18 protein-coding genes are annotated in these 25,017 nt (G+C 64.5%); 10 read left to right on the top strand and 8 right to left on the bottom strand.

What is annotated here, in order from left to right:
* Positions 1 to 308: 308 nt before the first annotated feature.
* Positions 309 to 1,517, bottom strand: coding sequence for a class I SAM-dependent rRNA methyltransferase (locus ABB29_RS01285; protein WP_425414707.1), 1,209 nt, complete (start codon positions 1,515 to 1,517; stop codon positions 309 to 311).
* A 258-nt stretch (positions 1,518 to 1,775) separates the two neighbouring features.
* On the opposite strand from ABB29_RS01285, the gene ABB29_RS01280 reads away from it, so the two are divergent.
* The 6 genes from ABB29_RS01280 (at position 1,776) to ABB29_RS01255 (ending at position 7,479) form a co-directional block, all read left to right on the top strand.
* Positions 1,776 to 2,735, top strand: coding sequence for a TerC family protein (locus tag ABB29_RS01280; RefSeq protein ID WP_057656783.1), 960 nt, complete (start codon positions 1,776 to 1,778; stop codon positions 2,733 to 2,735).
* A gap of 151 nt (positions 2,736 to 2,886) precedes the next feature.
* A complete protein-coding gene (locus tag ABB29_RS01275; RefSeq protein ID WP_057656782.1) occupies positions 2,887 to 3,693 on the top strand; it encodes a rhomboid family intramembrane serine protease in 807 nt (268 codons plus the stop codon).
* Between the two features lie 107 nt (positions 3,694 to 3,800).
* Complete coding sequence (locus tag ABB29_RS01270) at positions 3,801 to 4,973, top strand: glycoside hydrolase family 18 protein (protein WP_057656781.1); 1,173 nt, start codon at positions 3,801 to 3,803, stop codon at positions 4,971 to 4,973.
* Positions 4,970 to 5,824, top strand: a complete 855-nt coding sequence (locus ABB29_RS01265; RefSeq protein WP_245622507.1) for an acid phosphatase — start codon at positions 4,970 to 4,972, stop codon at positions 5,822 to 5,824. Before ABB29_RS01270 ends, ABB29_RS01265 begins: the two co-directional genes overlap by 4 nt.
* A 310-nt stretch (positions 5,825 to 6,134) precedes the next feature.
* A complete protein-coding gene (locus ABB29_RS01260) occupies positions 6,135 to 6,947 on the top strand; it encodes an SDR family NAD(P)-dependent oxidoreductase (RefSeq protein ID WP_083487326.1) in 813 nt (270 codons plus the stop codon).
* Positions 6,948 to 7,011: 64 nt separating this feature from the next.
* Positions 7,012 to 7,479 carry a DUF417 family protein gene (locus ABB29_RS01255; protein ID WP_057656778.1) on the top strand — a complete coding sequence of 156 codons (468 nt, stop codon included), beginning with the start codon at positions 7,012 to 7,014 and terminating at the stop codon, positions 7,477 to 7,479.
* A 168-nt stretch (positions 7,480 to 7,647) separates the two neighbouring features.
* Here the strand turns inward: ABB29_RS01255 and phaZ7 are convergent, their stop codons facing one another.
* Together phaZ7 and ABB29_RS01245 are read right to left on the bottom strand one after the other, a co-directional pair.
* On the bottom strand, positions 7,648 to 8,802 hold the full coding sequence (phaZ7, locus tag ABB29_RS01250) for an extracellular native short-chain-length polyhydroxyalkanoate depolymerase PhaZ7 (RefSeq protein WP_057656777.1): 1,155 nt from the start codon (positions 8,800 to 8,802) through the stop codon (positions 7,648 to 7,650).
* A gap of 236 nt (positions 8,803 to 9,038) precedes the next feature.
* Positions 9,039 to 11,357: a TonB-dependent receptor gene (locus ABB29_RS01245; RefSeq protein WP_057656776.1), complete on the bottom strand. Its 2,319-nt coding sequence runs from the start codon at positions 11,355 to 11,357 to the stop codon at positions 9,039 to 9,041.
* A 275-nt stretch (positions 11,358 to 11,632) separates the two neighbouring features.
* Here ABB29_RS01245 and ABB29_RS01240 point away from each other — a divergent pair, with 275 nt between their 5' ends.
* Together ABB29_RS01240 and ABB29_RS01235 are read left to right on the top strand one after the other, a co-directional pair.
* Complete coding sequence (locus ABB29_RS01240) at positions 11,633 to 12,655, top strand: TIGR00266 family protein (RefSeq protein ID WP_057656775.1); 1,023 nt, start codon at positions 11,633 to 11,635, stop codon at positions 12,653 to 12,655.
* A gap of 89 nt (positions 12,656 to 12,744) precedes the next feature.
* The gene (locus tag ABB29_RS01235) at positions 12,745 to 13,785 is read left to right on the top strand and encodes a patatin-like phospholipase family protein (protein WP_057656774.1); all 1,041 of its coding nucleotides are present in this window, start codon (positions 12,745 to 12,747) and stop codon (positions 13,783 to 13,785) included.
* Positions 13,786 to 13,817: 32 nt separating this feature from the next.
* Here the strand turns inward: ABB29_RS01235 and ABB29_RS01230 are convergent, their stop codons facing one another.
* Positions 13,818 to 17,513, bottom strand: a complete 3,696-nt coding sequence (locus ABB29_RS01230; RefSeq protein ID WP_057656773.1) for an indolepyruvate ferredoxin oxidoreductase family protein — start codon at positions 17,511 to 17,513, stop codon at positions 13,818 to 13,820.
* A 192-nt stretch (positions 17,514 to 17,705) separates the two neighbouring features.
* Here ABB29_RS01230 and ABB29_RS01225 point away from each other — a divergent pair, with 192 nt between their 5' ends.
* Both ABB29_RS01225 and ggt read left to right on the top strand, forming a co-directional pair.
* Positions 17,706 to 18,320, top strand: coding sequence for a tetratricopeptide repeat protein (locus ABB29_RS01225; RefSeq protein WP_245622506.1), 615 nt, complete (start codon positions 17,706 to 17,708; stop codon positions 18,318 to 18,320).
* A gap of 51 nt (positions 18,321 to 18,371) precedes the next feature.
* Positions 18,372 to 20,108: a gamma-glutamyltransferase gene (gene ggt / locus ABB29_RS01220; protein ID WP_057656811.1), complete on the top strand. Its 1,737-nt coding sequence runs from the start codon at positions 18,372 to 18,374 to the stop codon at positions 20,106 to 20,108.
* A 97-nt stretch (positions 20,109 to 20,205) separates the two neighbouring features.
* Here ggt and ABB29_RS01215 read toward each other — a convergent pair whose 3' ends face one another.
* The 4 genes from ABB29_RS01215 to zwf form a co-directional block, all read right to left on the bottom strand.
* Positions 20,206 to 21,960: an ExeM/NucH family extracellular endonuclease gene (locus tag ABB29_RS01215; RefSeq protein ID WP_057656810.1), complete on the bottom strand. Its 1,755-nt coding sequence runs from the start codon at positions 21,958 to 21,960 to the stop codon at positions 20,206 to 20,208.
* A gap of 136 nt (positions 21,961 to 22,096) precedes the next feature.
* Positions 22,097 to 22,609 (bottom strand): c-type cytochrome, encoded by a 513-nt coding sequence (locus ABB29_RS01210; RefSeq protein WP_057656771.1) that lies wholly within the window; start codon positions 22,607 to 22,609, stop codon positions 22,097 to 22,099.
* A 162-nt stretch (positions 22,610 to 22,771) separates the two neighbouring features.
* Positions 22,772 to 23,491 carry a 6-phosphogluconolactonase gene (gene pgl / locus ABB29_RS01205; protein ID WP_245622505.1) on the bottom strand — a complete coding sequence of 240 codons (720 nt, stop codon included), beginning with the start codon at positions 23,489 to 23,491 and terminating at the stop codon, positions 22,772 to 22,774.
* 5 nt (positions 23,492 to 23,496) lie between these two features.
* Positions 23,497 to 24,975, bottom strand: a complete 1,479-nt coding sequence (zwf, locus tag ABB29_RS01200; protein WP_057656770.1) for a glucose-6-phosphate dehydrogenase — start codon at positions 24,973 to 24,975, stop codon at positions 23,497 to 23,499.
* Positions 24,976 to 25,017: the final 42 nt, after the last annotated feature.

Raw genomic sequence — 25,017 nt, 5'->3', positions numbered from 1 at the left:
CCCCGTAAACGGGGGAGGGGGTAGAACTTCGCATGCAAGAACCTCATGCGCTTGGGAATCTCTGAACAATGTCGTCATCCCGGCGAACGCCGGGATCCAGCACTGGCACTTTATTGATTGGCAAAGGCTGGATGATCCGACATGACCGGCCATTGAAAGCCGCCGATATGACGAGAAATACTGATTTGTCCAGAGCTTCCCTTGAGTAGTCCGTACTTCGATGCATGCCTGCAAGGTGAAACGGACGGAAACCCTCTGACTTGCTCCCTCCCCCGTTCAAGGGGGGAGATCCTGCCCCGTATCCCCAGTCAATCCAGTACGCGACAGAACACCGCCTTGAGATAGCGCGATTCCTGCACGTGGGCCATGAACGGGTGATCGGCACCGGCGCCGGCGACTTTCAGGATCTGGATGGTGCGGCCGGAAAAATAGGCGGCGCGGCGCAGCATGTCGAGGAATTGATCCTCGGCGACCAGGCCAGTGCATGAGAAGGTGGCGAACAGGCCGCCTGGCTTGACCACGCCCAGCGCCAGTTTGTTCATGTCCAGGTATTTCTTCAGTGCGCTGATCACCTGATCGCGATCACGGGTCATCTTCGCCGGGTCCAGGATCACCACGTCAAACTGTTCCCTGGCGTTGGCGGCATCGCGCAGCCACGGGAAGATGTCGGCCTGGACGAATTTCAATCGCACGTCATTGAGCTTGGCATTGCCCTTGGCGATGCTTATCACGTCCTCGTCGATGTCGACGCCGACCACTTCCTCGGCGCCGCGGACCTTGGCGTAGACGCCAAAGCCACCGGTGTTGCAGCACAGGTCCAGCACCCGCTTGCCGGCCACCTGGCGCGACAGCCATTCGCGGTTTTCGCGCTGGTCGGCGAAGAAACCAGTCTTGTGCGCGCCGGCCGGATCGGCGCGGAAGCGCACGCCGTATTCGCTGATGATGGCCGGTTCCGGCGTGTCGCTGCTGCCGCTGTAGACGGGCCGATAGTCGAAGCTCTCCTGCTTCTGCACATGCTCTTCGGCAAAGCTGTAGAAACGCGCACCGGGGAACTGTTCGCGCAGCGCGTCATAGATCCATTCGCGATGGCGGTACATGCCGGCGCTGAAGAACTCGACCACCAGCAGATCGTCGTACCGGTCGACCACCAGCCCGGACAGGCCATCGCCTTCGGCATGCACCACCCGCCAGGCATTGGACACCTGGTCCAGCTTGAGCACGTCGCGGCGCAGTTCGACCGCCTGCGCGATCTTGCGCGAGAACCAGCCGGCATCGACCGGCACCTCGGGATGGGTTTCCAGGATGCGTAGCGCAATCCGCGAATGGCCATTGTAGAAACCGCGCCCGATCCACTCGCCGTCGACGTTGACCACATCGACGATGCTGCCGGGCTTGGGCTTCTGCGCCGGCTTTTCGACCAGTTTCTGGAATATCCACGGATGGCTGGAACGCCAGGCGTTCTTGAGGCGGACGGTGGGGACGGCGGCGGGGGAAGTGGGCGTGTTCATGAACGCCATTCTACCGGTCCGCTTGACGTTGGCCCGCTGTAATGTGAACAATGCCGCCTCAGAAGGGGAGTAGCTCCCAGTGCTGTGGCCGTCATTACGAGTACCCGCGTCCGCGCGTCAGTCTCCGGTCCGGCAGCAGGCCCGCCGGGCCTGTGAGCAAGACCTTCGCCGCCCAGGCGAAAGGTCCGACCCCGATGCTGCCCACGCGCCATCCGGTTAAGCCTCGACCCCAGCGGTTCGGGGCTTTTTCATTTTTCGGGACGACACATGGAAACGATTGGCAATATCTGGCTGTGGGGCGGTTTTGCGGTGCTGGTGGTGGCCGCGTTGCTGGTGGATCTGGTGCTGATGCGCCACGGCGGCGCGCACCGGGTGACCTTCAAGGAGGCACTGCTGTGGAGCCTGGGCTGGGTGGCACTGGCGCTGGCCTTCAACGCCGGGCTGTGGTGGTACCTGCACGAGACCGCCGGGCCGGTGCTGGCCAACCGGGTCGGGCTGGAATTCCTGACCGGCTATCTGGTCGAGAAATCGCTCGCGGTCGACAACATCTTCGTGTTCCTGATGCTGTTCAGCTATTTCGCGGTGCCGGAAGTGCAGCGCCAGCGGGTGCTGGTGATCGGCGTGCTCGGCGCTATCGTGCTGCGCGCGATCATGATTTTCGCCGGCGCGGTGCTGCTGGCCAAGTTCCACTGGATTCTGTATGTATTTGGTGCGTTCCTGCTGCTGACCGGGATCAAGATGTGGATGTCCGCCGGCAAGGAGCCGGATCTGGAAGCCAATCCGGCGTTGAAGTGGATGCGCGGGCACCTGCCCTTGACTCCCGGCTACCACGGCGACCGCCTGACCGTGATCGAGCAGGGCAAGCGCTGGTACACGCCTTTGTTCGTGGTCATCGTGCTGATCGGGGTGACCGATCTGATTTTCGCGGTCGACAGCATCCCGGCGATTTTCGCGATCACCGCTGACCCGTTCATCGTGCTGACTTCCAATGTGTTCGCGGTGCTCGGCCTGCGGGCGATGTTCTTCCTGCTGGCCGGCATGGCCGACCGCTTCCACCTGTTACCGTACGGACTGGCGCTGGTGCTGGGCTTCATCGGCAGCAAGATGCTGCTGATCGACATCTTCAAGATTCCGGTGCTGGTATCGCTGGCAGCGGTGGTGCTGATCATTGGCGCCACGGTGGTGCTGAGCCTGCTGAAGCCGGCGCCGGCCAAGCCGGCGGAATGAGCCATGCGCCACGGACCCCGCCACGGCCGCCTGCAAGCGCTGCCGTGGCGACATCGGGTGGCCATTGGCGGGCAGGATTTGCGGTGCTGCGGGATGATGAATCCCGCCCGCCCACACTTGCAATCAGCACCAGCGCCGCCATTGCTTGAACATGAAACTGCCTGAACACCACACTTCGCTGGACCCGGAACGCCAGCGCCTGCTGGACCGCAGCCGCCTGCGCCGCGCACTGAACGTGAGCCTGGTATTCGTGCTGGTGCTGGTGCTGATGTTCTCGGCCCAGGCCAGTTTCGACTGGCGCGCGTTGACCATCACCCCGCAGGTACCGGAAGGACTGCTCGGTATCCTGACCGCGCCGCTGCTGCACGGCTCGCTGGAGCACATCACCGCCAACGCCGGGGCGCTGCTGATTCTTGGCACCCTCGCCGGCAGCGTGTATCCGCGCGCGACCCTGTTCGCGGTACCGCTGGTGTGGCTGGGCGCGGGTCTTGGACCGTGGCTGCTGGGTGATGCCGGATCGCACCACCTTGGCGCCAGTGGACTGACCCACGGCCTGATGTTCATGGTCTTCGCCCTCGGCCTGCTGCGTCGCGACCGGGCGGCGATTGCCGCCGGCATGATTGCGTTCCTGTTCTACGGCGGCATGGTGTTGAGCATCCTGCCGCGCGAGCCCGGGGTGTCGTGGCAGGCGCATATGGGCGGGGCCATCGGTGGACTGATCGCGGCCATCGCTTTCCGCAAGCTGGATCCGCAACTGCCACGCAAACGCTACAGCTGGGAAGACGAGGAAGAGCTGGACATGGTGCCGGCCAACGATGAGCTGGAGCCACCGGCGCCACACGATGTGCCGGTGTTGTGGCAGCGGCCAGCCGATGACACGCGGGCAGGTGGCGTGGTGCTGCGTTTTCCTGCACAACGCACCCGCGATGCACCTGGCGAGCAGGACCACGACCGCTAACGGTGCGTCTGCGTGCACCTTTGCCCACGGGTCAGGGCGCAAACGTGATTGAGCAGGCCTTATAGTGTGGCCCCGCACTTTGCGGGGCCGTGACCTTGTGGGGATGCATGCGAAATCCGTTTTCAATCGACCGGGGCCGTCTGCGCGGCGCGTGGCTGGCATGGTTGCTGATGCTGACGCCGCTGCTGGCCAGTGCCGATGACACGGCGGCGTCTGGCCGCTACCAAGTGATCGGTTATGTCGTCGATGATGCGCAGCTGCCGGACATCGATGCACGCAAGCTGGACGTCATCAATTTCGCCTTCGCCAAGGTCGATGCCGGTCATGCCGTGTTCCTGCCCGGCGATACCGCCAGCGCCTCGCTGGCCACGCTGGTGGCGCTGAAGCAGGCCAATCCGCAGCTGCGCATCGTGTTGTCGGTAGGCGGTTGGGGCGCGGGCAACTTCTCCGAGGCCGCCGCCACCGCCGAGGCCCGGCAACGCTTCGCCGACAGCGCCGCGGATCTGATTGCCGCGCATGCGCTTGACGGGTTGGACATCGACTGGGAATACCCGACCCTGCCCGGTCCAGGCATCAGCCACAGCCCTGCTGATCGCGACAATTTCAGCCGCCTGCTGCAGCAGATTCGCCAGCGACTGGATGCCCTGGGCCGGCAATACGGCCGCCATTATCTGCTGACCATCGCCGCCGCCGATGGCGAAGCCGCGCAAGGCCTGGACATCGCCACGATCACGCCGTTGCTGGACTGGATCAACCTGATGACCTACGACTTCTACGGCAGCCTGACCGCGACCACCGGCCATCATGCGTCGTTGTGGCCGTCGGCGACCGCGCCAGCCGATGGTCGTTCGACCGCCGCCGCAGTGGAGCAGTACCTGGCCGCCGGCGTACCACCGGACAAGCTCAACGTCGGCGCGGCGTTCTACGGTCGTCTGTTCACTGGCGTCAACGATGCCAACAACGGCCTCGATCAGCCTTACAGGACACATGCGGCGTTTGTTTCCTGGCGTGACATCCAGTCGCAGTATCTGGACAGGAATGGCTTCACCCGGCATTGGGATGCGCGCGCGCAGGCGGTCTATCTGTGGAATCCGCAGCAGCGCAGCTTCCTCACTTACGAAGACCCGGCGGCGCTGGCGGCCAAGACCAACTTCGTCAAGGCGCGTGGTTTGGGCGGGGTGATGTTCTGGCAGTACCAGCAGGATGACGGCGCTTTACTCGATGCACTGCGTGCGGCATTGTCCGACCCGTCCAGCCCACCGTCGCGAGGCCAGCCATGAAGCATTCGATATCCATGATCGCCAAGCACAGGGCATCGGCCGCCGCCGGTCTGCTGCTGGTTGCCCTGGCCGCGTGCACGACCACGCCCAGCGCAGGCGTGCAGGCGGTGCCGGAAATCCGGCCAGGCGTCCCCGCCGGCTATCTGCAAGCGGGCGAATTGCCTGACAGTCTGGCCCTGGTGCCGGTGGTGCCCGCCGGGGATTCAGCGGTCTATGCCAACGATGTCGCGGTCAGCCACGCGGCCCTGGCGCTGCGCGATACACCTCGCTGGCAGCAGGCGATCAGCGATGCCGACCTGAGCTTCCCGCATGCCGCCAGCAGCTTCAGTTGCGCGCTCGGGTTACCGGTCGACGAGGCACGCTCACCGGCACTGTATCGGCTGTTGCGGCGCAGCTTCATGGATGCGGCACTGTCCACCAACGCGGCCAAGAACAAGTACCAGCGGGTGCGTCCGTTCATGCGCAATGAGCAGCCGTTGTGCACGCCCGCCGACGAAACCGCGCTGCGTGGCAACGGCTCGTATCCTTCCGGCCACACCGCGATCGGTTGGATGTGGGGGCTGGTGCTGACCCAGGTGGATCCGCAGCACACCGATGCCTTGCTGGCGCGTGCGCGTGCGTTTGGTGAAAGCCGGCTGGTCTGCAACGTCCATTGGCAGAGCGATGTCTGGCAGGGTCGCAACATGGCGACCGCGACCTTCGCCCGCCTGCAGAGCAATCCGAGCTACCAGGCCGATGTGGCTGCGGCACGAATCGAAGTCAGCCGTCTGCATCAGCAGCACGCCGTTCCGGAGCACGACTGCGCCGCCGAAGCCAGCGCGCTGTCGATGGCGATTCAAGGCGTGCAGTAACCGTTGCTGCCGACAGATACCAAACCGGGTGGCAACCGCTCGGCAATGTCTGTGCGGTGATGGATGCTGCCGACTGCGCAGCGTTCACGGCACCATCCGGTCCTGCAATGTGAGACGGAGTAGGCCGCACATCCTGTGATTGAACCTTGCCTCACAAATATCCGCGACCAGCAAGCGCTGCGGACCCTCACTATGACGCGGTTTTTCCCCGTCATCGCGATCCCATGATGAAATTCGCCGCTGCACTGCTGGTTGATGGCCACGCGCATCACTAAGCTGGAAGCATCTCAAGCAAGCAAGGGAAGCATCCATGCCGGTGACAACATCTGGTGTTGAACGACCGTTGACTGATCTGTGCAGTCTCCGCGACCGCGTTGCCGTCGTCACCGGCGCAGCCAAAGGCATCGGCCTGGCCAGCGCCCGACGGCTGGCCGAGGCTGGAGCGGACGTGGCCCTGCTCGATATCGATCAGCAAACCTGCGAGCGGGAAGCCAGCCGGATCCAGGCTGACTTCGGCGTCAGGACCATCGGCATCGGTGTCGACAGTGCGGACGCCGACGCCGTCCGCGCGGCCATTGCACAGTGTGTCTCCCATTTCGGTGGATTGCACATCTGGGTCAACAACGCAGGTATTTTTCCCGAAATCCCGACCCTGGACATCACCGATGCCGAATACGACCGGTTGATGTCCTTGAACCAGCGCGGCATGTTCCTCGCCGCCCGCGACGCGGCCAAGGCGATGCTTGGCAATGCCAACGGCGGCGTCATCATCAACATGATTTCGGTATCGGGGCTGGTGGCCGCGACCAACTCGGCGCACTACGTCGCCGGCAAGCACGCGATTGCAGGTGCGACCAAGGCCTTCGCGCGGGATCTGGCGCCGCATGGCATCAGAGTGATGGCCATCGCACCGACCTTGATCAACACCCCGGGGGTGCAAGCCGGGCTCGCCGGCAGCGAAGAAAGCCGCGAGGCACTTGAGGCATTCATCGGACGCATTCCACTGGGCCGTGCCGGCGAAGCCGATGAAGTCGCCCGCACGGTGTTCTTCGCCGCCAGTGATCTTGCCGCTTTCATGACCGGCTCGGTACTGGTGGTCGATGGTGGCGAGTTGGTGCTGTAAGCGTAGCCAGCCGCGCGTGCTTGCAAGGCGTGCCTGGAAACCCCACTGACCAAAGGAGAGACTCATGCGCCGGATTGCTGCATTCCTTGCAACGCAAAAAGCCACCGATAATCTGGCCAGGCTGCTGTTTGCCGGTGTGTTCCTGTTGTTTGGCATCGGCAAGTTCCATGTCGACGACGCCCTGGAACTGGCCGGCGTGGTGGCTCCGCATCCGATGCTGAACATCGCCCTCGAAGCACTCGGCCCGGTCGGTTTCGCCAACAGCCTGGGGGTCGTGGAAATCATCATCGGCCTGTTGTTGCTGGCAGGCATCGGCTCGGCCAGGGCCGGCTTCATCGCCGCGTTGCTGGCAGCCGGCACCTTCGTGGTCACCTGCAGCCTGATCCTGTTCGTGGAGGTGTTTCGCGACAATGGCGGCTTTCCTTTCGGCAACTTCACTGGCCTGTTCCTGTTCAAGGATCTGGGCCTGCTTGCCTGCGCCCTGTTGCTGCTGCGCATCGATGCCCGGCGCCTGGTCGGCAATCACGGCTGAGCAACCAGCGTGTTGAGTAGGTGACTCAGCGCAGCCGCCATGGATGCGCTGAGCGCTGTCATCATCAATGGATAACGGAGACGACCGTCGGGCCTGCCGTCCGCAGCAGCCAGCGGTCGACGCGCCAGCTACCCACATCGCGACGTTATCGCCGCTGATGCCGGCAGATCAACGATTGATCGCTGGCCCGTTTACACCGATATAGCCATTGGCGCAGCCACTGCTGCAGGTCGTCGCCAGCATGTTGTAGATGATGCGCCCGGCGTTGCTCTTGGAGCGGAAATGGCCAACGCCGTTGCTGGTGTCGCCGCCACCGAGATTGTACGGGCTGCCATCGCGCCAATCCCAGTCATAGGCATAGGCGCTGCTGCCAGTGCCGATATCGACCTGTGCCTTGACGTTGCTGCGTGCGTTGAACAGGGCGCCGCTGCTGCATCCGCCCGAATAGCTGGTGGTGAAGCAGTGCACCTGATCGTGGGCGCCGGCAGTGATGGTGTAGTACTGGATGTCCGGGTACATCGCCGGCATCGCCCGCAAGCTGTCACTGCCGCTGCCGGTCCATCTGTTGTAACCGTAATAGGCAGCCCCGCTGCTCGGATAGAAGCCGAAGGTATAGGCGTTGTAAGGCCACACGTAAGCCTCGGCATTACAGGTGGGTGCGTATGCCGACTGATAGCCGGTGGCATGACAGGTATTGAGACCGCGCAGGCCACCGCCGATGTTGATGAAGCGCCGGACATTGGCCTGGTAGCCGTAGTAGCGCAGCATCGCCAGCGCCATCGACGAGCCCATCGAGTGCGCAACGATGTCGACACGCTGGCTGCCGGTATAGGCCTTCACCTTGTCGATGAAGGCCTTGATGATCGCGTACTTGGCCGGCTCGTGATAGTTGTACTGCGGCGTTGCCCGCTCATCGGCATCCAGATAGCTGATGCCGAAAAGCTCGCAGTCGTTGTAGCCACGTGCCTTCAATTCTTCATACACCGAGTTTGCCGGCGTCAGATACCCGGCCACACTCGCCGCAGGCACGTCGAAACTGATCGCACTGTCGCCGTTGCCATGGATGAACACCACCGGCGTGCGGCTGGCAGTACAGCTGCCGCCACCGAATCCACCACTACCGACCCCGGGATTGAAGCCACCTGCATACTGCGCTTCGACACCTGTGCAGGTATAGCCGTTGTCACTGCCACAATCGAGCGCATCGGCGCTGGCAGACGCCAGCAGTGAACACGTTGCCAGCAGCAACCAGGCCCAGCCTGGCAAAACGGTCCTGCGCGAACCGCGGCACAGCGAAAAGAAGCACAGCGTCGAACCAGCCATGGCCAATCTCCTGCGGTTGTTCGGTCAAATATTGACCAGCAGGTATCAGGCTGAGCCCATCCGCGGCACATCGCCATTGCACCAAAGGGCATGATGCAATGCGTCATTGTTGTCTGACCACGATCCCGTCGCGATCTTCAATCGGCCATCACCAATGACGTTGATTGCAGGGATGGGGTCGATGTCTGCGACCCCATATGCAATCACTCGGCATATTGAATGCCCAGCGTCCGGCTTCAGAAACGAGCGGTGAACTCGACGCCAACCGTGCGCGGCTCGTTGATGAAGCCGGTCAGGTTGTTGAAGTCGATGGCACCGACGATGCGGGTCTGGTCGGTGATGTTGCGACCGAACACGGCGACGTCGTAGTTGCCGTAGTCCCAGCCATAGCCGATGCGCAGGCCGCCTTCGAGCGAGGACTTGCCGGTGAATTCAACCGATTCGTAGAGGAAGAAATTGACTTCGCTGCGATAGGCCCAGTCGGTGTAGAAATACAGTTCCGAACCATCGCCCATCGGGATGCCGTAGCGGGCGGTCAGGTTATGTACCCATTCCGGCGCCTGTGGCAGGGAGTTGCCGTTGATGTAGTAGCGACCGGTCGCGGCACCGGTTACCGGATCCAGCAACGGCGGATCGGTGACGGTGCAGCCGCCGCCGCAGCCGGGCACGGTCAGGTTGCGGTCCTTGATCTCGGTGTCGTTGTAGCTGCTGCCCAGGGTCACCAGCAGGTTGTCGACGATATAGGCTTCCAGATCCAGTTCGAAACCCTGGCCGGTGGTCTTGTCGGCGTTGAGCAGGGTCGCGGTGTTGGAACCACCGCCGACGGCGATGATCTGCTGGCCGTCCACGTCATAACGGAACACGCTGAAACCCAGCCGCGCGCGCTTGTCCCACAGGTCGGCCTTGATTCCCATTTCGTAGGAGATCACGTCTTCCGAATCGGCGGTCGAGACGCCACCGTTGGGCGCATCGGCGGCGGCGAACAGCAGGCGGCCCTGCACCGAAGGCGCACGGAAACCATTGGCGACACGACCATAGACGTTGACGTCATCATTGATCGCGTACACCGCGCTGGCATCCCAGCTGACGTCATCGACATCGGTATTGACGGTGTACGGACCACCGACCGGCGCACCGAACGGTGCCGCTTCCAGGATGCTGGCGCTGAAGTCTTTTTCATCCTGGGTGTAGCGCACGCCACCGCGCAGCTTGAGCTTGTCGGTGGCCTGGTATTCGCCGCTAGCGAACACCGCCCAGGCGGTGTTTTCCTGTTGCTGGATGGCGTGCCCGGCCTGCGGGTTGCCGGCAGTCAACGAGTCGTAGTTGAAGCTGTCGATGGTGATGTCTTCGTTGAAGTAGAACAGCCCGGCCTGCCAGTTGAACGGGCCGCTGTAGTCGGACTCCAAGCGGAATTCCTGGGTAATCTGCCTGTGGTCCGGCAGGCCATCGGCCGACTCGGAGGCAAACGGGATCACGCCGGGGCCGGAGTCGGGCAGGAACACCGCGCCGTAGCCACCGTCGATATCGCCACGGTTGAGCGACTCGGCGGTTTCGTAGCCGGTGATCGAATACAGGTTGTAGTCGCCCAGGTCCCAACGCAGGCGCGCACTGCCGCCCCAGGTATCGAGGTCGGAGAAGTTGACACCGTCGGTGCTGACTTCGTCCTTGTCGAAGCCATCGACGAAGTCGTTGCTGCCGGGCTTGATGATATTGGCGCGGAACAGGCGCGCGGTGCCGTTGAGGTGGCGCTTGTGCAGGTTGAACAGCGCTTCCAGGGCGTCGCCTTCGTACAGGAACTGCACCCGCGCGGCGCTTTCGTCATAGCCTTCGACGCCACGGTCCGGGCCTGGCTCGTAGGTGTTGGTGACCCAGTCTTCCTTGCGCTGGTACAACGCCGCCACGCGCGCCGACCAGCGCTCGGTCAGCGGGCCGCCGACCGCGCCTTCGAAGTTCCACATATTGTCGGTGCCATACGACAGCTGCGCATAACCACCAAATTCCTGCGACGGCTTGGCCGATTCGAACTTGACCACGCCGGCCGGGGTATTGCGGCCGAACAGCGTGCCCTGCGGGCCGCGCAGTACTTCGATGCGTTCCAGGTCGAATACCGGGAAGCCTTTCAGCAGCGGGCTTTCCTGCACCACTTCGTCATAGATCAACGACACCGGCTGCGAGGCATTGAGATCGAAGTCGGTGTTGCCGAGACCGCGGATGTAGAAGCGCGGGAAGGCGCGGCCATACGAGGATTCGATATTCAGGCTGGGCACGCGACCAGACAGGAAGCGGACATCGTTGCCGCCGGAGCCGAGCACGTCGAGCTTCTCGCTGCTGACCGTGGAAATCGATACCGGCACGTCCTGCACGTTCTCGACTTTGCGCTGGGCGGTCACCTGCACGGTGTCCAGGGTCGATGCACTGGCCTGGGTCGTGGTGCTATCGGCAACAGCGGTTTCGGTGGGACTCTGCTGGGCCAGTACGCTGGCGGCCGGCAATAGCGCGGCAACGGCAATGGCAAGGCGATGCGGGCGCACGCGGGCGCGACGACTCTGGGACATGGGTGGGTTTCCGGAGATGGGCGGATTGGCGAAGGAGGGCCGATGGCCCTAGCACACGGATGTTGCAATACAGCAGGACGGGATTCAACGAATTTTTAGCATTCCCCGCCACCTGGTGCGGAAATCGGCCAGATTCCATACCCGCGGGACGCCTGCGGTATGTTTTTGCTGCTGAATCACGCCAACCAGGGCCGCCATCGGCCATGACTGGCGACAGGTGCGGGCGGTATCGCCGCCGCTATGCTGTTGCTTTCATCCCCTGCAAGGAACCCGCCGTGAGCCATTGGTATTTCCACAGTCCCGAGTCCCAGCAGCGCACCGGTCCGCTCGACGACGAGGCCGCATGCCGGCATGCACAGGCCAATCCTGCAGCGCTGGCCTGGCGCGAAGGCATGAGCGAATGGAAGCCCGCGCGCAGCCTGCCGGAGCTGGCCGGCAACAACGGTGCTCCACCGCATCTGCCACCCCTGCCGGGAAGCAGCGGCTCACGCCAGCGCGCCGACGATATCGACTTCCGCATCGTCGGCCACGACATGCAGTTCGTCGAAGTGGAGCTGGACCCGGGCGAAAGCGCGATTGCCGAAGCCGGTGCGTTGATGTTCAAGGATTCGGCGGTGCAGATGGACACCCTGTTCGGCGATGGTTCGCACAGCGGCCAGGGTGGCGGGCTGATGGACAAGCTGCTGTCGGCCGGCAAGCGCGTGGTCACCGGCGAAAGCCTGTTCACCACCGTCTACACCCATGGCGGCCAGGGCAAGGCCAAGGTTGCCTTTGCCGCGCCCTATCCAGGCACGGTGCTGGCGCTGAAGCTGGACGAGCACGGCGGTCGCCTGATCTGCCAGAAGGACAGCTTCCTGGCCGGCGCGCGCGGGGTGTCGATCGGCATCGCCTTCCAGCGCAAGATCCTGACCGGTCTGTTCGGCGGTGAGGGTTTCATCATGCAGAAGCTCGAAGGCGACGGCTGGGTGTTCGTACATGCTGGCGGCACCGTGGTCGAACGCGAGCTGGCCGCCGGCGAACGCATCGACGTCGATACCGGTTGCGTGGTCGCCTATCACGGCAGCGTCGACATGGACGTGCGCCGGGTCGCCGGCATCAAGAGCATGTTCTTCGGCGGCGAGGGCGTATTCCTGGCCACGCTGACCGGTCCGGGCAAGGTCTGGATCCAGTCGCTGCCGTTCTCGCGGATGGCCGGCCGCATGCTGCAGGCGGCGCCGCAGGCCGGCGGCCAGAATCGCGGCGAAGGCTCGGTGCTGGGCGGGCTGGGCCGGCTGCTGGATGGTGACAACAGCTTCTGAGCCACGGCGCCGACAGATTCGGTTGGGGCGGCGCTGTGTATGCTGCGCCGCAGTCTCCGTCTCCCTCCTGTCGCTCAAGCGAAACCGCCATGTATCCCCTGCTCCGCCAGCGCGCCACTGTCATTCGTCTGCTGCTGTTGTCCGCCGCGCTGGCGCTGACGGCATGCGGCGGCAACACCCGGCCGGCGCCGCCGCCGGCGCCGCTGGCCAAGCCGGCCACGCCGGTCGCCAAAATCCGGGTCGGCATCGCCCTCGGTGGTGGCGCGGCCAAGGGCTTTGCCCACATCGGCGTGATCAAGATGCTGGAAGCCAATGGCATCGAACCGGTGGTGGTATCCGGCACCAGCGCCGGCAGTGTGGTCGGCGCGTTGTACGCCAGCGGCATGGATGCGTTCGAGATGCAACAGAAGGCATTCGCGCTGGATGAAAGCAGCATCCGCGATGTGCGCCTGTTCTCCGGCGGGCTTGTGCAGGGCCAGAAACTGCAGGATTACGTCAATCAACTGGTGGGCGGACGCCCACTTCAGAAGTTGAAAAAGCCGCTGGCGGTGGTGGCGACCCAGCTGGAAACCGGTGAGCGCACGGTATTCGTGTACGGCAACACCGGCCAGGCAGTACGTGCGTCCAGCAGCATCCCCGGTATTTTTGAACCGGTGACGATTGGCAAGTACCACTATGTCGACGGCGGCATCGTCAGCCCGGTGCCGGTCGATGCGGCGCGCCAGCTCGGCGCCGATTTCGTCATCGCGGTGGACATTTCCAGCAAGGCCGATGGCAAGACCCCGGCCAGCATGCTCGGCGTGGTCAACCAATCGATCATGATCATGGGCCAGAAACTCGGCGCGCAGGAACTGGCGCGCGCCGATATCGTGATCAGGCCACAGGTCAACGACATCGGCCCGGCCGATTTCGAACAACGCAACAACGCCATTCTGCAGGGCGAAAAAGCGGCGATGGCGATGATGCCGGGCATCCGCCAGAAAATAGCCGCGCTGCAGAAGCAGCGTGCGGCCGCGCAGATGGCCAAACAGGCACCGGCGACGACGCCGGTCAGCGACTGCGAGGACTCTTCATTGCGACTCAGTCGCCTGTGGGGCGGCAAAAGCAAGTGCGAGCCGACCACGCACTGATCCGCGTGGTGGCTCGCTGGGCAAGTCCGCGATCAGGCCGCCTGCACGATCCGTAGCGGATTGTCCCACTGCTTGAGCAGTTCGGCCTCACGCGCCTTGGCCTGGTGCAGATGCGCTTCCTTGACGTGGCCATAGCCGCGGATGTGTTCGGGAATGCTAGCGATTTCCACCGCCAGCCCCAGCTTGTCGGCATCCAGTGACGATAGCAGCCGCTCCAACGTGGCCACATAATCTTCGATCAGCTGGCGTTCCTGGCGACGCTCCTCGGTATAGCCAAATAGATCCAGGCGACCGCCACGCAGGAATTTCAATTTCGCCAGCCACTTGAATGCGGTGAACATCCACGGGCCGTATTCCTGCTTGATCAAACGGCCGTTGCCGTCCTTCTTGGCCAGCAGCGGCGGTGCCAGATGGAAGCGGACCTGGTAGTCGCCGTCAAACTGCTGCTGCAGGCGCCGCTGGAAGTCGCCGCTGGTGTACAGCCGCGCCACTTCGTATTCGTCCTTGTAGGCCATCAACTTGAACAGATAACGGGCGACCGCTTCGGTCAGCGCGGTCGAACCTGCGGCCACCGCGTGTTCGGCCTTGCGCACGCGCTCGACCAGCGTGGTGTAACGCCTGGCATAGGCGGCGTCCTGGTAATCGGTGAGGAACTGCTGGCGACGCTGGATCAGTTCATCCAGTGAACGCGACAAGCGCTGATCATCCAGCGGCAGGAAGCTGACCTCGCCGCCTGCACTACTGGCGTGTTGCTGCAGGCCACGCAGTTCGGGTTCGCTGCGCAGCGCGCGCGGTGCGGCGTTGGCGCCCCATTCGCTGCTTTCCCACTCGCCCGGCGGCAATGGCTGCAGCTGCTGCGGGGTGCGCTCGGCTTCGGTCTGGGTGTTGTGGATGAGTCCGGCCGCTTCCGATACTGCCTGCGGATTGACCACCGCCAGCCGGCCCCAGGCAAATGCCTTCTGGTTCATTTCAATCGCCGCGCCGTTCAACTCGACCGCACGCATGATCGCCTCGAACGACAGCGGCACCAGCCCCTGTTGCCAGGCGTAGCCGAGGATGAACAGATTGCTGGCGATGGCATCGCCGAGCAGTGCAGTGGCCAGCTGGGTCGCATCGACCAGCAGCGGATCGCGCCCGCCCAGCGCGACCTTGACCCCGGCAACGATGTCGGTGGCCGGGAACTGCATGTCGGGATGGGTGGTGAAGGTACCCGGCATTGCCTCGTAGGTGTTCAACACCACCTGCGAGCGTTCGCCGCGGACTTTCGACAGCACCCAGTAATCGTTGACCACGACCATGTCGCAGCCCAGTACAAGGTCGGCTTCGCCCGCGGCGATGCGTACGGCGTGGATATCTTCGGGAGTGCCGGCGATGCGGATATGGGTGGTGACCGCGCCGCCCTTCTGCGCCAGCCCGGTTTGATCCAGCACGCTGGCGCCCTTGCCTTCCAAGTGCCCGGCCATGCCCAGCAGCGCACCGATGGTGACCACGCCGGTACCACCGACACCGGTGATGAGGATGTTCCACGGCCGCTTGAAGTCGGCCTTGAATACCGGCGCCGGCAGGTTGTCCAGCAGCGATGCCGCGTCGATGCGCTTGCCCTTGCGCACGCTGCCGCCGTGCACGGTGACGAAACTGGGGCAGAAGCCGCTGACGCAGGAATAATCCTTGTTGCAGTTCGACTGGTCGATGCTGCGCTTGCGGCCGAATTCGGTTTCCTTTGGCAGCACCGACACGCAGAAGCTCTTGACCCCGCAATCGCCGCAACCTTCGCAGACCAGCGAGTTGACCATCACCCGCTTCTGCGGATCGACCATCTTGCCGCGCTTGCGGCGACGGCGTTTTTCGGTGGCGCAGGTCTGGTCGTAGATCAGGATGCTGGTGCCCTTGACTTGGCGCAGCTGCTGCTGGACCTCGTCGAGCTGTTTGCGATCGAAGAACTCGACCCCTTCCGGGAACAGTTCGCGCTTGGACCATTTGCCGATGTCGTCGCTGACCACCACGATTGTCTGCACGCCCTCGGCGCGCATCTGCTGCGCGATCTGCGGCACGCTGATGGTGCCGTCGACCGGCTGGCCGCCAGTCATCGCCACCGCGTCGTTGTAGAGAATCTTGTAGGTGATGTTGACCTTGGCCGCAATCGACTGCCGTATCGCCAGCGAACCGCTGTGGAAGTAGGTGCCGTCGCCAAGGTTCTGGAACACATGCGGGGTATCGGTGAACGCCGCCTGCCCGGCCCAGGTCACGCCTTCGCCGCCCATGTGGGTGAAGGTGTCGGTGCTGCGGTCCATCCAGGTCACCATGTAATGGCAACCGATACCGCCGAGCGCGCGCGATCCTTCCGGCACCACCGTCGAGGTGTTGTGCGGACAACCGCTGCAGTAATGCGGCACACGCGGGAAATTGGCCCGCGGCAACGACATCTCCGCTTCCTTTTCCTCCATCCAGCGCAGTCGCTGTTCAATCGACTCGTTGCTGTAGAAGCGCTGGATGCGGCGGGCGATCACGCCGGCAATCGTGGCCGGGGTCAGCTCGCCGGTGCTGGGCAGGATCCAGTCGCCGGCCTCGTCGTACTTGCCGACGATCGACGGCCGCGCCCCGTGCTGCCAGTTGTACATGTACTCCTTCATCTGGCGCTCGATGAAGGCCCGCTTCTCCTCCACCACCACGATGTCTTCCAGGCCCTTGGCGAAGTTGGCGATGCCGACCGGTTCCAGCGGCCAGGTCATGCCGACCTTGTACACGCGGATGCCGATGTCGGCGCAGGCGGCTTCGTCCAGGCCCAGGTATTCCAGCGCCTGCAGCACGTCCAGGTAGCTCTTGCCGGTGGTGACGATGCCGAGCCGGGCGCGTGGCGAATCCAGCACGATGCGATCCAGGCCATTGGCCCGCGCGAATGCCTGCGCCGCCCGCACCGCGTAACGATGCAGGCGCATTTCCTGATCCATCGGCGGGTCAGGCCAGCGGATGCTGAGGCCAGCGGCCGGCATCTCGAAATCCTCCGGCAGCAGGATCTGGCGGGCGAATGGATCCACCTGCACCGAGGCCGATGACTCGACGGTCTCGGCGATGGTCTTGAAGCCGACCCAGCGGCCGGTGTAGCGGCTCATCGCCCAGCCGACCAGGCCCATGTCGAGGATGTCCTGGACCCCGGCCGGATTCAGCACCGGCATCATCGCGCTGACGAATTCGTCTTCCGAGCCGTGCGGCAAAGTCGAGCTGCGGCAGGCATGGTCATCCGCGGCCAGCGCCAGCACGCCGCCGTGGCGCGAGGTGCCGGCGGCGTTGCCATGCTTGAACACGTCACCGCAGCGGTCCACGCCCGGCCCCTTGCCGTACCACATCGCGTAGACGCCATCGACCTTGGCGCCGGGGAACAGATTGGTCTGCTGGGTCCCCCAGACCATGGTCGCGCCCAGATCCTCGTTCAAGCCCGGCACGAACTTCACCGCCGCCGCATCCAGGTGTTTGCGTGCGCGCCACAGTTCCAGGTCGAAGCCGCCCAGCGGGCTGCCGCGATAGCCGCTGATGAAGCCGGCGGTATTCAATCCCTGGGCCTGATCCCGCAGCCGCTGCATCAACGGCAACCGCACCAGCGCCTGCACCCCACTCAGGTAGATGCGGCCATCGCGGCGGGTGTATTTATGGTCGAGGGTGTAATCGGTATCAAGAGCGCCTCCCAAGGCCGTGGCGGACGCGGGAGAGGTGAGTTCAGCAGTACTGGTCATGGCTTGCCTTGCGAGCGGCTGGCGAAATCCGGAGGTCCGGACGCGATGGCGTGAATTGTAGCAGCGGCCAGTTTTGAGACTTGGGTCTCTCCCAATCCGTGCGCCAGTGCGGTTAGGATGGGGTCGGGAGGACGTTGTTGTTGGGGGGAACACATGTCGTTACTGAAAGTTTTCGGGCCTCCGGCCCTGTTGTTGCTTGTCTTGTCTCAGGTCAGCTTCGCCGTCTCTGCCGAACCGCTGCAGACACCCAAAGAGTTCTATTTCGACGAAGACACCGATACCGCGCGGCCGGTGGTGGTGGTCGCCGACCTGCAGGGCGAAGCGCTGGCGCAGGCACTGGTCCGCGAACGTGAGCGCGGCCGCGGTCGCAAGGCGGTCGAAGCCAGCGGCCAACTGGCCCATCTGGCCATGCAGGAAGGCCGCAACGAACTGGGCCAGCAGTTGTACGAGCAGGCTATTGCCAGTACCGAAGACAGTGGCCCGCTGGCGCGCTCGCTGCGCTGGAACTATGGCTGGGATCTGTATCGCAGCGGCCAGCTGGAACCGGCGCTGGCGCAGTGGAGCAACCTGACCAACCGCTTCGGCGATCCGGCCTGGGCGCCACCGACGCTGGCGCTGGTGCTGTGGCAGCTGGATCGCAAGCCGGAAGCATTGCAGTGGTATGCCGCCGCGGTGCGCACCGAACCGCTCAAGTGGAACAGCGCGGCCAATTATCCGGCGCTGCTGCCGGGCTGGAGCGAAAAGGACCGCGATGTCCTTGCTCAGGTCCTGGCGGCCTGGCAGGCCGATCCGCCGGCTTGGCCATGAGGTGCCGCGCAACTGGGGCATGATGGGCACCCGCCGATCTGGAAACCGATGATGTTCAATTCTGCTGCCGGCCTGTGTGCACTGGGCTTGTCGTCGCTGTTGCTGCTGGCCGTGCCAGTGGCGGCAGCGGATCGGATTACCGGTGAAACCTTCGCCACCCGTTCGGAGGTGATTGCGCCGCATGCAATGGCGGCGACATCGCACCCGCTGGCCACCCAGATCGCGCTGGACGTGATGAAGCAGGGCGGCAGCGCGGTCGATGCGGCGATTGCCGCCAACGCCGCGCTCGGCCTGATGGAACCGACCGGCAACGGCATGGGCGGGGATCTGTTTGCGATCGTCTGGGATCCGAAAACCGACAAGCTCTACGGCTACAACGGCTCCGGCCGTTCGCCGAAGTCGCTGACGCTGGATTATTTCCGCCAGCATGGGATCAGCGACATTCCGCCGACCGGGCCGTTGCCAGTCAGCGTGCCGGGCGCGGTCGATGGCTGGTTCGCGCTGCATGATCGCTTTGGCCGGCTGCCGATGACTGCCGTGTTGGCACCGGCCATCGGCTATGCCCGCGACGGGCATCCGGTGGCCGAGACGATTGCCTACTACTGGGATCGTTCGGTGCCGCGTCTGTCGAAGTATCCGGGTTTCAGCGAGCAGTTCACCATCGACGGCCGTGCGCCCCGCACCGGCGAGCTGTGGAAGAACCCGAACCTGGCCAATACCCTGCAGAAGATCGCCGACGGTGGTCGCGACGCGTTCTACAAGGGCGACATCGCCCGCCGCATCGATGCTTACTTCAAGGCCAACGGTGGCTTCCTGAGTTATGAGGATCTGGCCAGCCACCACGGCGAATGGGTCGAACCGGTCAGCAGCAATTATCGTGGCTACGACGTCTGGGAGTTGCCACCCAATGGCCAGGGCATCGCCGCGCTGCAGATCCTCAACCTGCTGGAAGGCTACGATTTTTCCCGGATCAGGTTTGGCAGCGCCGAGCATGTGCACCTGTTCGTCGAAGCCAAGAAGCTGGCATTTGCTGATCGCGCGCGCTGGTACGCCGATCCCGCCTTCCAGCCGGCACCGGTGGCCAGGCTGGTGTCGAAGTCTTACGCCGATCAACGGCGCAAGCTGATCTCGGCCGACAAGGTCTTGCGCGAAGCCCAGCCCGGCACCCCGGCGGAGCTGGAACAGGGCGACACCATCTACCTGACCACCGCCGATGCCGACGGCATGATGGTGTCATTGATCCAGTCCAACTACCGGGGCATGGGCAGCGGCATGGCGCCGCCAGGCCTGGGTTTCATATTGCAGGACCGCGGCGAGATGTTCGTGCTGAAGGACTGCGACAAGACGCCCGCACATCCAAACTGCTACGCACCCGGCAAGCGTCCGTTCCAGACCATCATCCCGGCCTTCATCACCAAGGATGGCAAACCGTACGTCAGCTTCGGTGTGATGGGCGGGGCGATGCAGCCACAAGGGCATGCGCAGATCGTGATGAATCTGATCGATTTCGGCATGAACCTGCAGGAAGCCGGCGACGCGCCGCGTATCCAGCACGACGGCTCGACCGAGCCAACCGGCCAGGCCACGGCCATGAGCGATGGCGGCGTGGTCCAGCTGGAAGACGGATTTCCCTATGCCACCATCCGCGAACTGATGAACAAGGGTCATCACGTGGAATGGGCGCTGGGACCATATGGTGGTTACCAGGCGATCCGTCGCGATCCGGATAGCGGTGTCTATTACGGCGCCAGCGAAAGCCGCAAGGACGGCCAGGCCGCCGGTTACTGAGCAACACCCCACCCGTAGAGCGGAGCTTGCTCCGCTGATCGACCGAGTCCAGGATTCCGCCAGCGGCGGACATAAAAGCAGCGCAGCAAGCTGCGCTCTACAGATCAAATCCCAGCAGCAGCGGATCATGATCCGAACTGCGGATCGGTGACGTTGGATCGCCGCCATGGGCGTAGCCGGCGCTGTCCGGTGCATCGGCGTTGATGTGCCATTCGGCGGCGCCGCGCAGCTGCCCGGCCAGTGCCGGGCTGAGCAGGGCATGGTCGAGGCGACCGCTCATGCCGGCGTAGATGAAACTGTAGGGGTGCTCGATGCCGGCCTCGGCAATGGCATCGCGCCAGCCCTGCGCGCGCAGCCAGCGCAGCGGATCTTCCATCGCGTAGGCGTTGAAATCACCGACCAGCACGGTGCGCTCGCCGTGGCCGGTGGGGTCGGTCTTCAACCACGCATCCAGTTGCTGTGCGGAACGCAGACGCAAGGCGTTCCAGCAGCCCTGGCCATCACCTTGATCGGCATCGGCGCCCTCGGCTTCGGAACAGCCCTTGGACTTGAAATGATTGGCCACCACCACGAACGACGGACCGTCGCCGCGACGGAAGGCCTGCGCCAGCGGCACCCGGCTGCGCTGGCCGAACGGCTCGACCTCCAGCACCGCTGGCGGGCCCAGTGGCTGCACCCGTGAGGCGCGGTAGATCAGACCGACCCGGATGGTGTCGATGCCGGGGCCGTGGCCGGCATCGACGAACCGCCAGTCGCTACCATCGGCATTCAACGCATCGACAAACTGGGCCAGGCTGGATTCGGGGCCATAGCCGTCGTTCTCCAGCTCCATCAGCGCTGCGATGTCGGCGTCCAGCGCGCGCAGGGTGGCGACCAGCTTGCTGGTCTGCACCTGCAACTGCTGCAGGCTGCGGGCACCGCGTACGGTCGGGAAACCGCCGCCGCGGCCATCGCCATTGAACATGTTTTCGAGGTTGAACGAGGCAATCCGCAGGCTGCCGGCCACCGCCGGCGGTATCAATGCGGTCGACGCCGGCGGGGTCCACTGCAATGGCGTGGTCAGCTGCAGCCGATAGCCCTTGTGGCGCTGGTCAACGATGCCTTCCAACGCCTGCAGGGTAGCGCCGCTGGCCGGGGCCATGCGGTTGCCGAGGTAAGCGATGATGGCCGGATCACGCTGATCGCTGCCGTCATCCACCACCAGCGCGCGACGGCGATTGTCGTCCAGCACCTGCTGGTACTGCGCACTGCCAGGCTGTGCCACTTCGGTTGCCTGCCACAGGCGGTCACCGAACCGCACCGCCAGTTCACCGTATTTGTCCAGTTGATCGGTGCTGGTTACGGTCAGCGCGGCGTTGATCCGCACCCGCATGTTCTCCAGTGCTTCCCATGCCGGCGGTGGCGCGGTCAGCTCGGTCAATGGCAGGCTGTCCACGCCCTCGCCTCGCCTGACCAGCTGCAGGTGCGCCGGCTCCAGTGCGGTGACGCTGCTGCCGCCGACCTGGCGTTCGATGACACGGCCCTGCACCTGGTAGCGGTCGCCGACCCGTGGCGATTCGCCGTCATCGGCGTCCGGATGGAAGCCCAGCAGCACGAACAAGGCATCGGAAGTCCGCGCATCGTCATCGCCGATGTCCTGCAGCACGAAACCGCCCAGCCCCTGGCGGAAGTCGGCGGTGACGATGCCTTCGACCCGCACCTCCTGGCCGAGCAATGGGCTACGCTCGCCAGTGCCCTGGACCTGGCCGATGCGCAGCAGCGATGGTTCGCTGGCAGTCGAGGCCACCGCGGGCAGCAGCGGCGCGGTCATGCCGGCAACAGCCAGCAGGCGGGCGGCGAAATACAGGCGCATGGAAGAGTCCTGGAACGTGGCGGGGGCCGCCGCTGCGGCGGCGTGCATGGCGGTGGGCAACGGCCGCAGCATGCAAAACGCCGCCCGGAGGCGGCGTTGGCAGGATGCGTCATCGGCATGCGGCGATGGTGCAGCTTTACTGCGCCAGCATCCAGTCGATGGTGGCGTGGATCTGTTCTTCGGTCAGCGCCGGGTTGCCGCCCTTGGGCGGCATGATGCCGCCATCCGGACCGGTGAAACCTTCGATGGCGTGCTTGTACAGGGTCTCCTTGCCCTTGGACAGGCGCGCCGCGAACTGGCCGCCGGCCAGGGTCGGGGCTTTGCCGACGCCGTTGGTATGGCAGGCACCACACAGGCTTTCGTAAATCACCTTGCCGTCGGTGGTGCCACCGTAGGCAACCTGCGAGGCGGCGGCGGCCAGCGCCGCTTCCTGCGCGGCGGCCTGGGCGGCGGCACCGGTGGCGCCGGCATAGACCGCGCCACTGGGGGCGATGCGGGCTTCGGTGCGCTTGACCGCGGCCGGGTCGACTTCCTGTGGCAGCACGCCGTGCAGGTAATGGGCACCGATGATCAGACCCAGGGTGACCAGGGCCAGAAAGCCGATCACCATCGAGAAATGCTTCAGAAATTCGAGGTCGTAGTTACGCACTTTCCACCTTTGGCAGCACGACCCGTGGCCGCGCATGGCTACAAAACAGGGGCCGTGCGTGCCCTTTGCGGGGGCGTTGCACGACGGCGGCCGGGCACGCAGGCCGCGGACAAGGCCACCATTATAAGCAGGGCGACGCCTGTTGCCTCAAGACTTTGCCGCTCAGGCACACCAGAACGTGGCCAGCGGCGCCGGCAGACAAGCCAAGACCTGGCGGATGGGATAGTCGGCACCGGCACCTTCGCCAGTGGCCGCGGCGGCCAGCACCGCCTGCTTCTGCGCGCCTTCTATATGCAGGTACAGATGACCGGCCGTCAGCAATACCGGCAAGGTCAGGGTGATGCGTGGCTCACCGGCGCCTTCGGCACGCATCGGCAGCAAGGTCGCCGTGCTGGCCGGGTCCAGCGCCTCGGCCAGATGATCGCCGCCCGGGAAGAACGAGGCGGTATGTCCGTCGGTACCCATGCCCAGCACTGCCACGTCCAATCGTGGCGGCAGGCTGGCGGCGACGGCGGTGAGCGCGTCCTCCGGTTGCCCGACCGGCCGGTACAGCGGCAGCAGGGTGGCCGCCGCCGCCGGCCCCTGCAGCAGGTGCTGGCGGATCAGTCCGGCATTGGAGCGTGGATGCTCAGCCGGAACCCAGCGCTCATCGACCAGGGTCACCTGCAGCCGCGACCAGTCCAGTGGCTGTTGCGACAACGCCTGCAGGAAGCGCAGCGGGGTCGTGCCGCCGGACAACGCCACGCAGGCCTGGCCGCGCGCGTCCAGCGCGGCACGCAGATCCGCGGCCACCTGCCGCGCCAACGCCTGCGCCAGCTGGTCGGCATTTTCGAAATCGTGCCGTTGCAGGCGCGGGCGGTAATCGGGGGCGGGGGAATTCACCAGCGTCACACCGTGTCTTCATGCCAGGTGCGGCCGTCGCGCTCGACCAGCGCCACCGCCGCGCTCGGACCCCAGGAACCGGCGGTGTAGGTCTTGGGCATCTCGCGCAGCTTTTCCCAGGCGTTGAGGATCGGGTCGATCCATTTCCATGCCGCCTCGACTTCATCGCGGCGCATGAACAGGGTCGGGTTGCCGCGCACCACGTCCATCAGCAGGCGTTCGTAGGCTTCCGGCTGGTGCACGCCGAAGGCTTCGGCAAAACTCATGTCCAGCGGCACGTGCTGCAGGCGCAGGCCGCCCGGGCCCGGTTCCTTGATCATGATCCACAGCTTGACGCCCTCGTCCGGCTGCAAGCGCAGTACCAGCTTGTTGCCCATCACCGGGCCGGCGTCGTGCTCGAAGATCGAGTGCGGAATCTGGCGGAAGGCGATGACGATCTCCGAGACCCGCTCGGGCAGGCGCTTGCCGGTTCGCAGGTAGAACGGCACCCCGGCCCAGCGCCAGTTGTCGACTTCGGCCTTCAGCGCGACAAAGGTCTCGGTGCGCGAATCGTTGCGGCCCAGCTCGTCCAGATAACCAGGCACGGCATTGCCGCTGCTGGCGCCGGCGCGGTACTGGCCACGCACGGTCAGTTGCGACACTTCGTCCTCGGTGATCGGCCGCAGCGAGCGCAGCACTTTCAGCTTTTCATCGCGCACCGCATCGGCCTGCAGCGCCGCCGGCGGCTCCATCGCCACCATGCACAGCAGCTGCAACAGATGGTTCTGGACCATGTCGCGCAGCGCGCCGGAGGTGTCGTAATAGGCCGCGCGCTTTTCCAGGCCAACGGTCTCGGCGACGGTGATCTGCACATGATCGATATGGTCGGAGTTCCACAGCGGCTCGAACAGGATGTTGCCGAAGCGCAGCGCCAGCAGGTTCTGTACGGTTTCCTTGCCCAGGTAATGGTCGATGCGGAAGGTCTGGCTTTCGGCGAACGCGCTGCCGACCGCGTCGTTGATCACCGCGGCACTGGCCGAGTCGTGGCCGATCGGTTTTTCGATCACCACCCGCGACTTGCCGCCATTGAGGTCGTGCGCCTTCAGCCGGCTGCACAGGTTGACGAACAGGCTCGGACTGGTCGAAAGGTAGAACACCCGGATGCGGTCGCCGTGGGATTTGATCTCCTCGGCAAAGGCTTCCCAGCCATCGTCCTTGTTGGCATCCAGCGCGTGGTAGCCCAGCCGTTGCAGGAACGCCGGCAGCTTGTCCTTCAGTTCGTGGTTGTCGCCAATCGCGCGCAGCAGGGCTTCGCCGACCTTTTCCCGATAGGCCTCGCTGGATTGCTGTTCGCGGGCAACGCCGATGATCCGGCTGTCGTCGCCGAACTGGCCCATCGCATAGCGGCGCAACAGGCCGGGCAGCAGCTTGCGCAGCGCCAGATCGCCGGTGCCGCCAAAAATAACCAGATCAAAGGGGTCGACAGGCAAAGTCTGTGCAGTCACGTCGGTTCTCGCTAGCGTGGAAGTGAGTCGTGGGGCGCCGCA

This window comes from Pseudoxanthomonas dokdonensis (assembly GCF_001431405.1).
Taxonomy (GTDB): Bacteria; Pseudomonadota; Gammaproteobacteria; order Xanthomonadales; family Xanthomonadaceae; genus Pseudoxanthomonas_A; species Pseudoxanthomonas_A dokdonensis.
This window is presented reverse-complemented; position numbering and strand designations above follow the sequence as displayed.

Bases quoted from the DNA above. Each gene is read 5' to 3' on its own strand.
- ABB29_RS01255 (WP_057656778.1), top strand. From the start codon at position 7,012: ATGCGCCGGATTGCTGCATTCCTTGCAACGCAAAAAGCCACCGATAAT.
- ABB29_RS01215 (WP_057656810.1), bottom strand. From the start codon at position 21,960: ATGCGCCTGTATTTCGCCGCCCGCCTGCTGGCTGTTGCCGGCATGACC.
- ABB29_RS01265 (WP_245622507.1), top strand. From the start codon at position 4,970: ATGAAGCATTCGATATCCATGATCGCCAAGCACAGGGCATCGGCCGCC.
- ABB29_RS01235 (WP_057656774.1), top strand. From the start codon at position 12,745: ATGTATCCCCTGCTCCGCCAGCGCGCCACTGTCATTCGTCTGCTGCTG.
- ABB29_RS01245 (WP_057656776.1), bottom strand. From the start codon at position 11,357: ATGTCCCAGAGTCGTCGCGCCCGCGTGCGCCCGCATCGCCTTGCCATT.
- ABB29_RS01230 (WP_057656773.1), bottom strand. From the start codon at position 17,513: ATGACCAGTACTGCTGAACTCACCTCTCCCGCGTCCGCCACGGCCTTG.
- ABB29_RS01280 (WP_057656783.1), top strand. From the start codon at position 1,776: ATGGAAACGATTGGCAATATCTGGCTGTGGGGCGGTTTTGCGGTGCTG.
- ggt (WP_057656811.1), top strand. From the start codon at position 18,372: ATGTTCAATTCTGCTGCCGGCCTGTGTGCACTGGGCTTGTCGTCGCTG.
- ABB29_RS01275 (WP_057656782.1), top strand. From the start codon at position 2,887: ATGAAACTGCCTGAACACCACACTTCGCTGGACCCGGAACGCCAGCGC.
- ABB29_RS01270 (WP_057656781.1), top strand. From the start codon at position 3,801: ATGCGAAATCCGTTTTCAATCGACCGGGGCCGTCTGCGCGGCGCGTGG.
- phaZ7 (WP_057656777.1), bottom strand. From the start codon at position 8,802: ATGGCTGGTTCGACGCTGTGCTTCTTTTCGCTGTGCCGCGGTTCGCGC.
- ABB29_RS01285 (WP_425414707.1), bottom strand. From the start codon at position 1,517: ATGGCGTTCATGAACACGCCCACTTCCCCCGCCGCCGTCCCCACCGTC.
- ABB29_RS01260 (WP_083487326.1), top strand. From the start codon at position 6,135: ATGCCGGTGACAACATCTGGTGTTGAACGACCGTTGACTGATCTGTGC.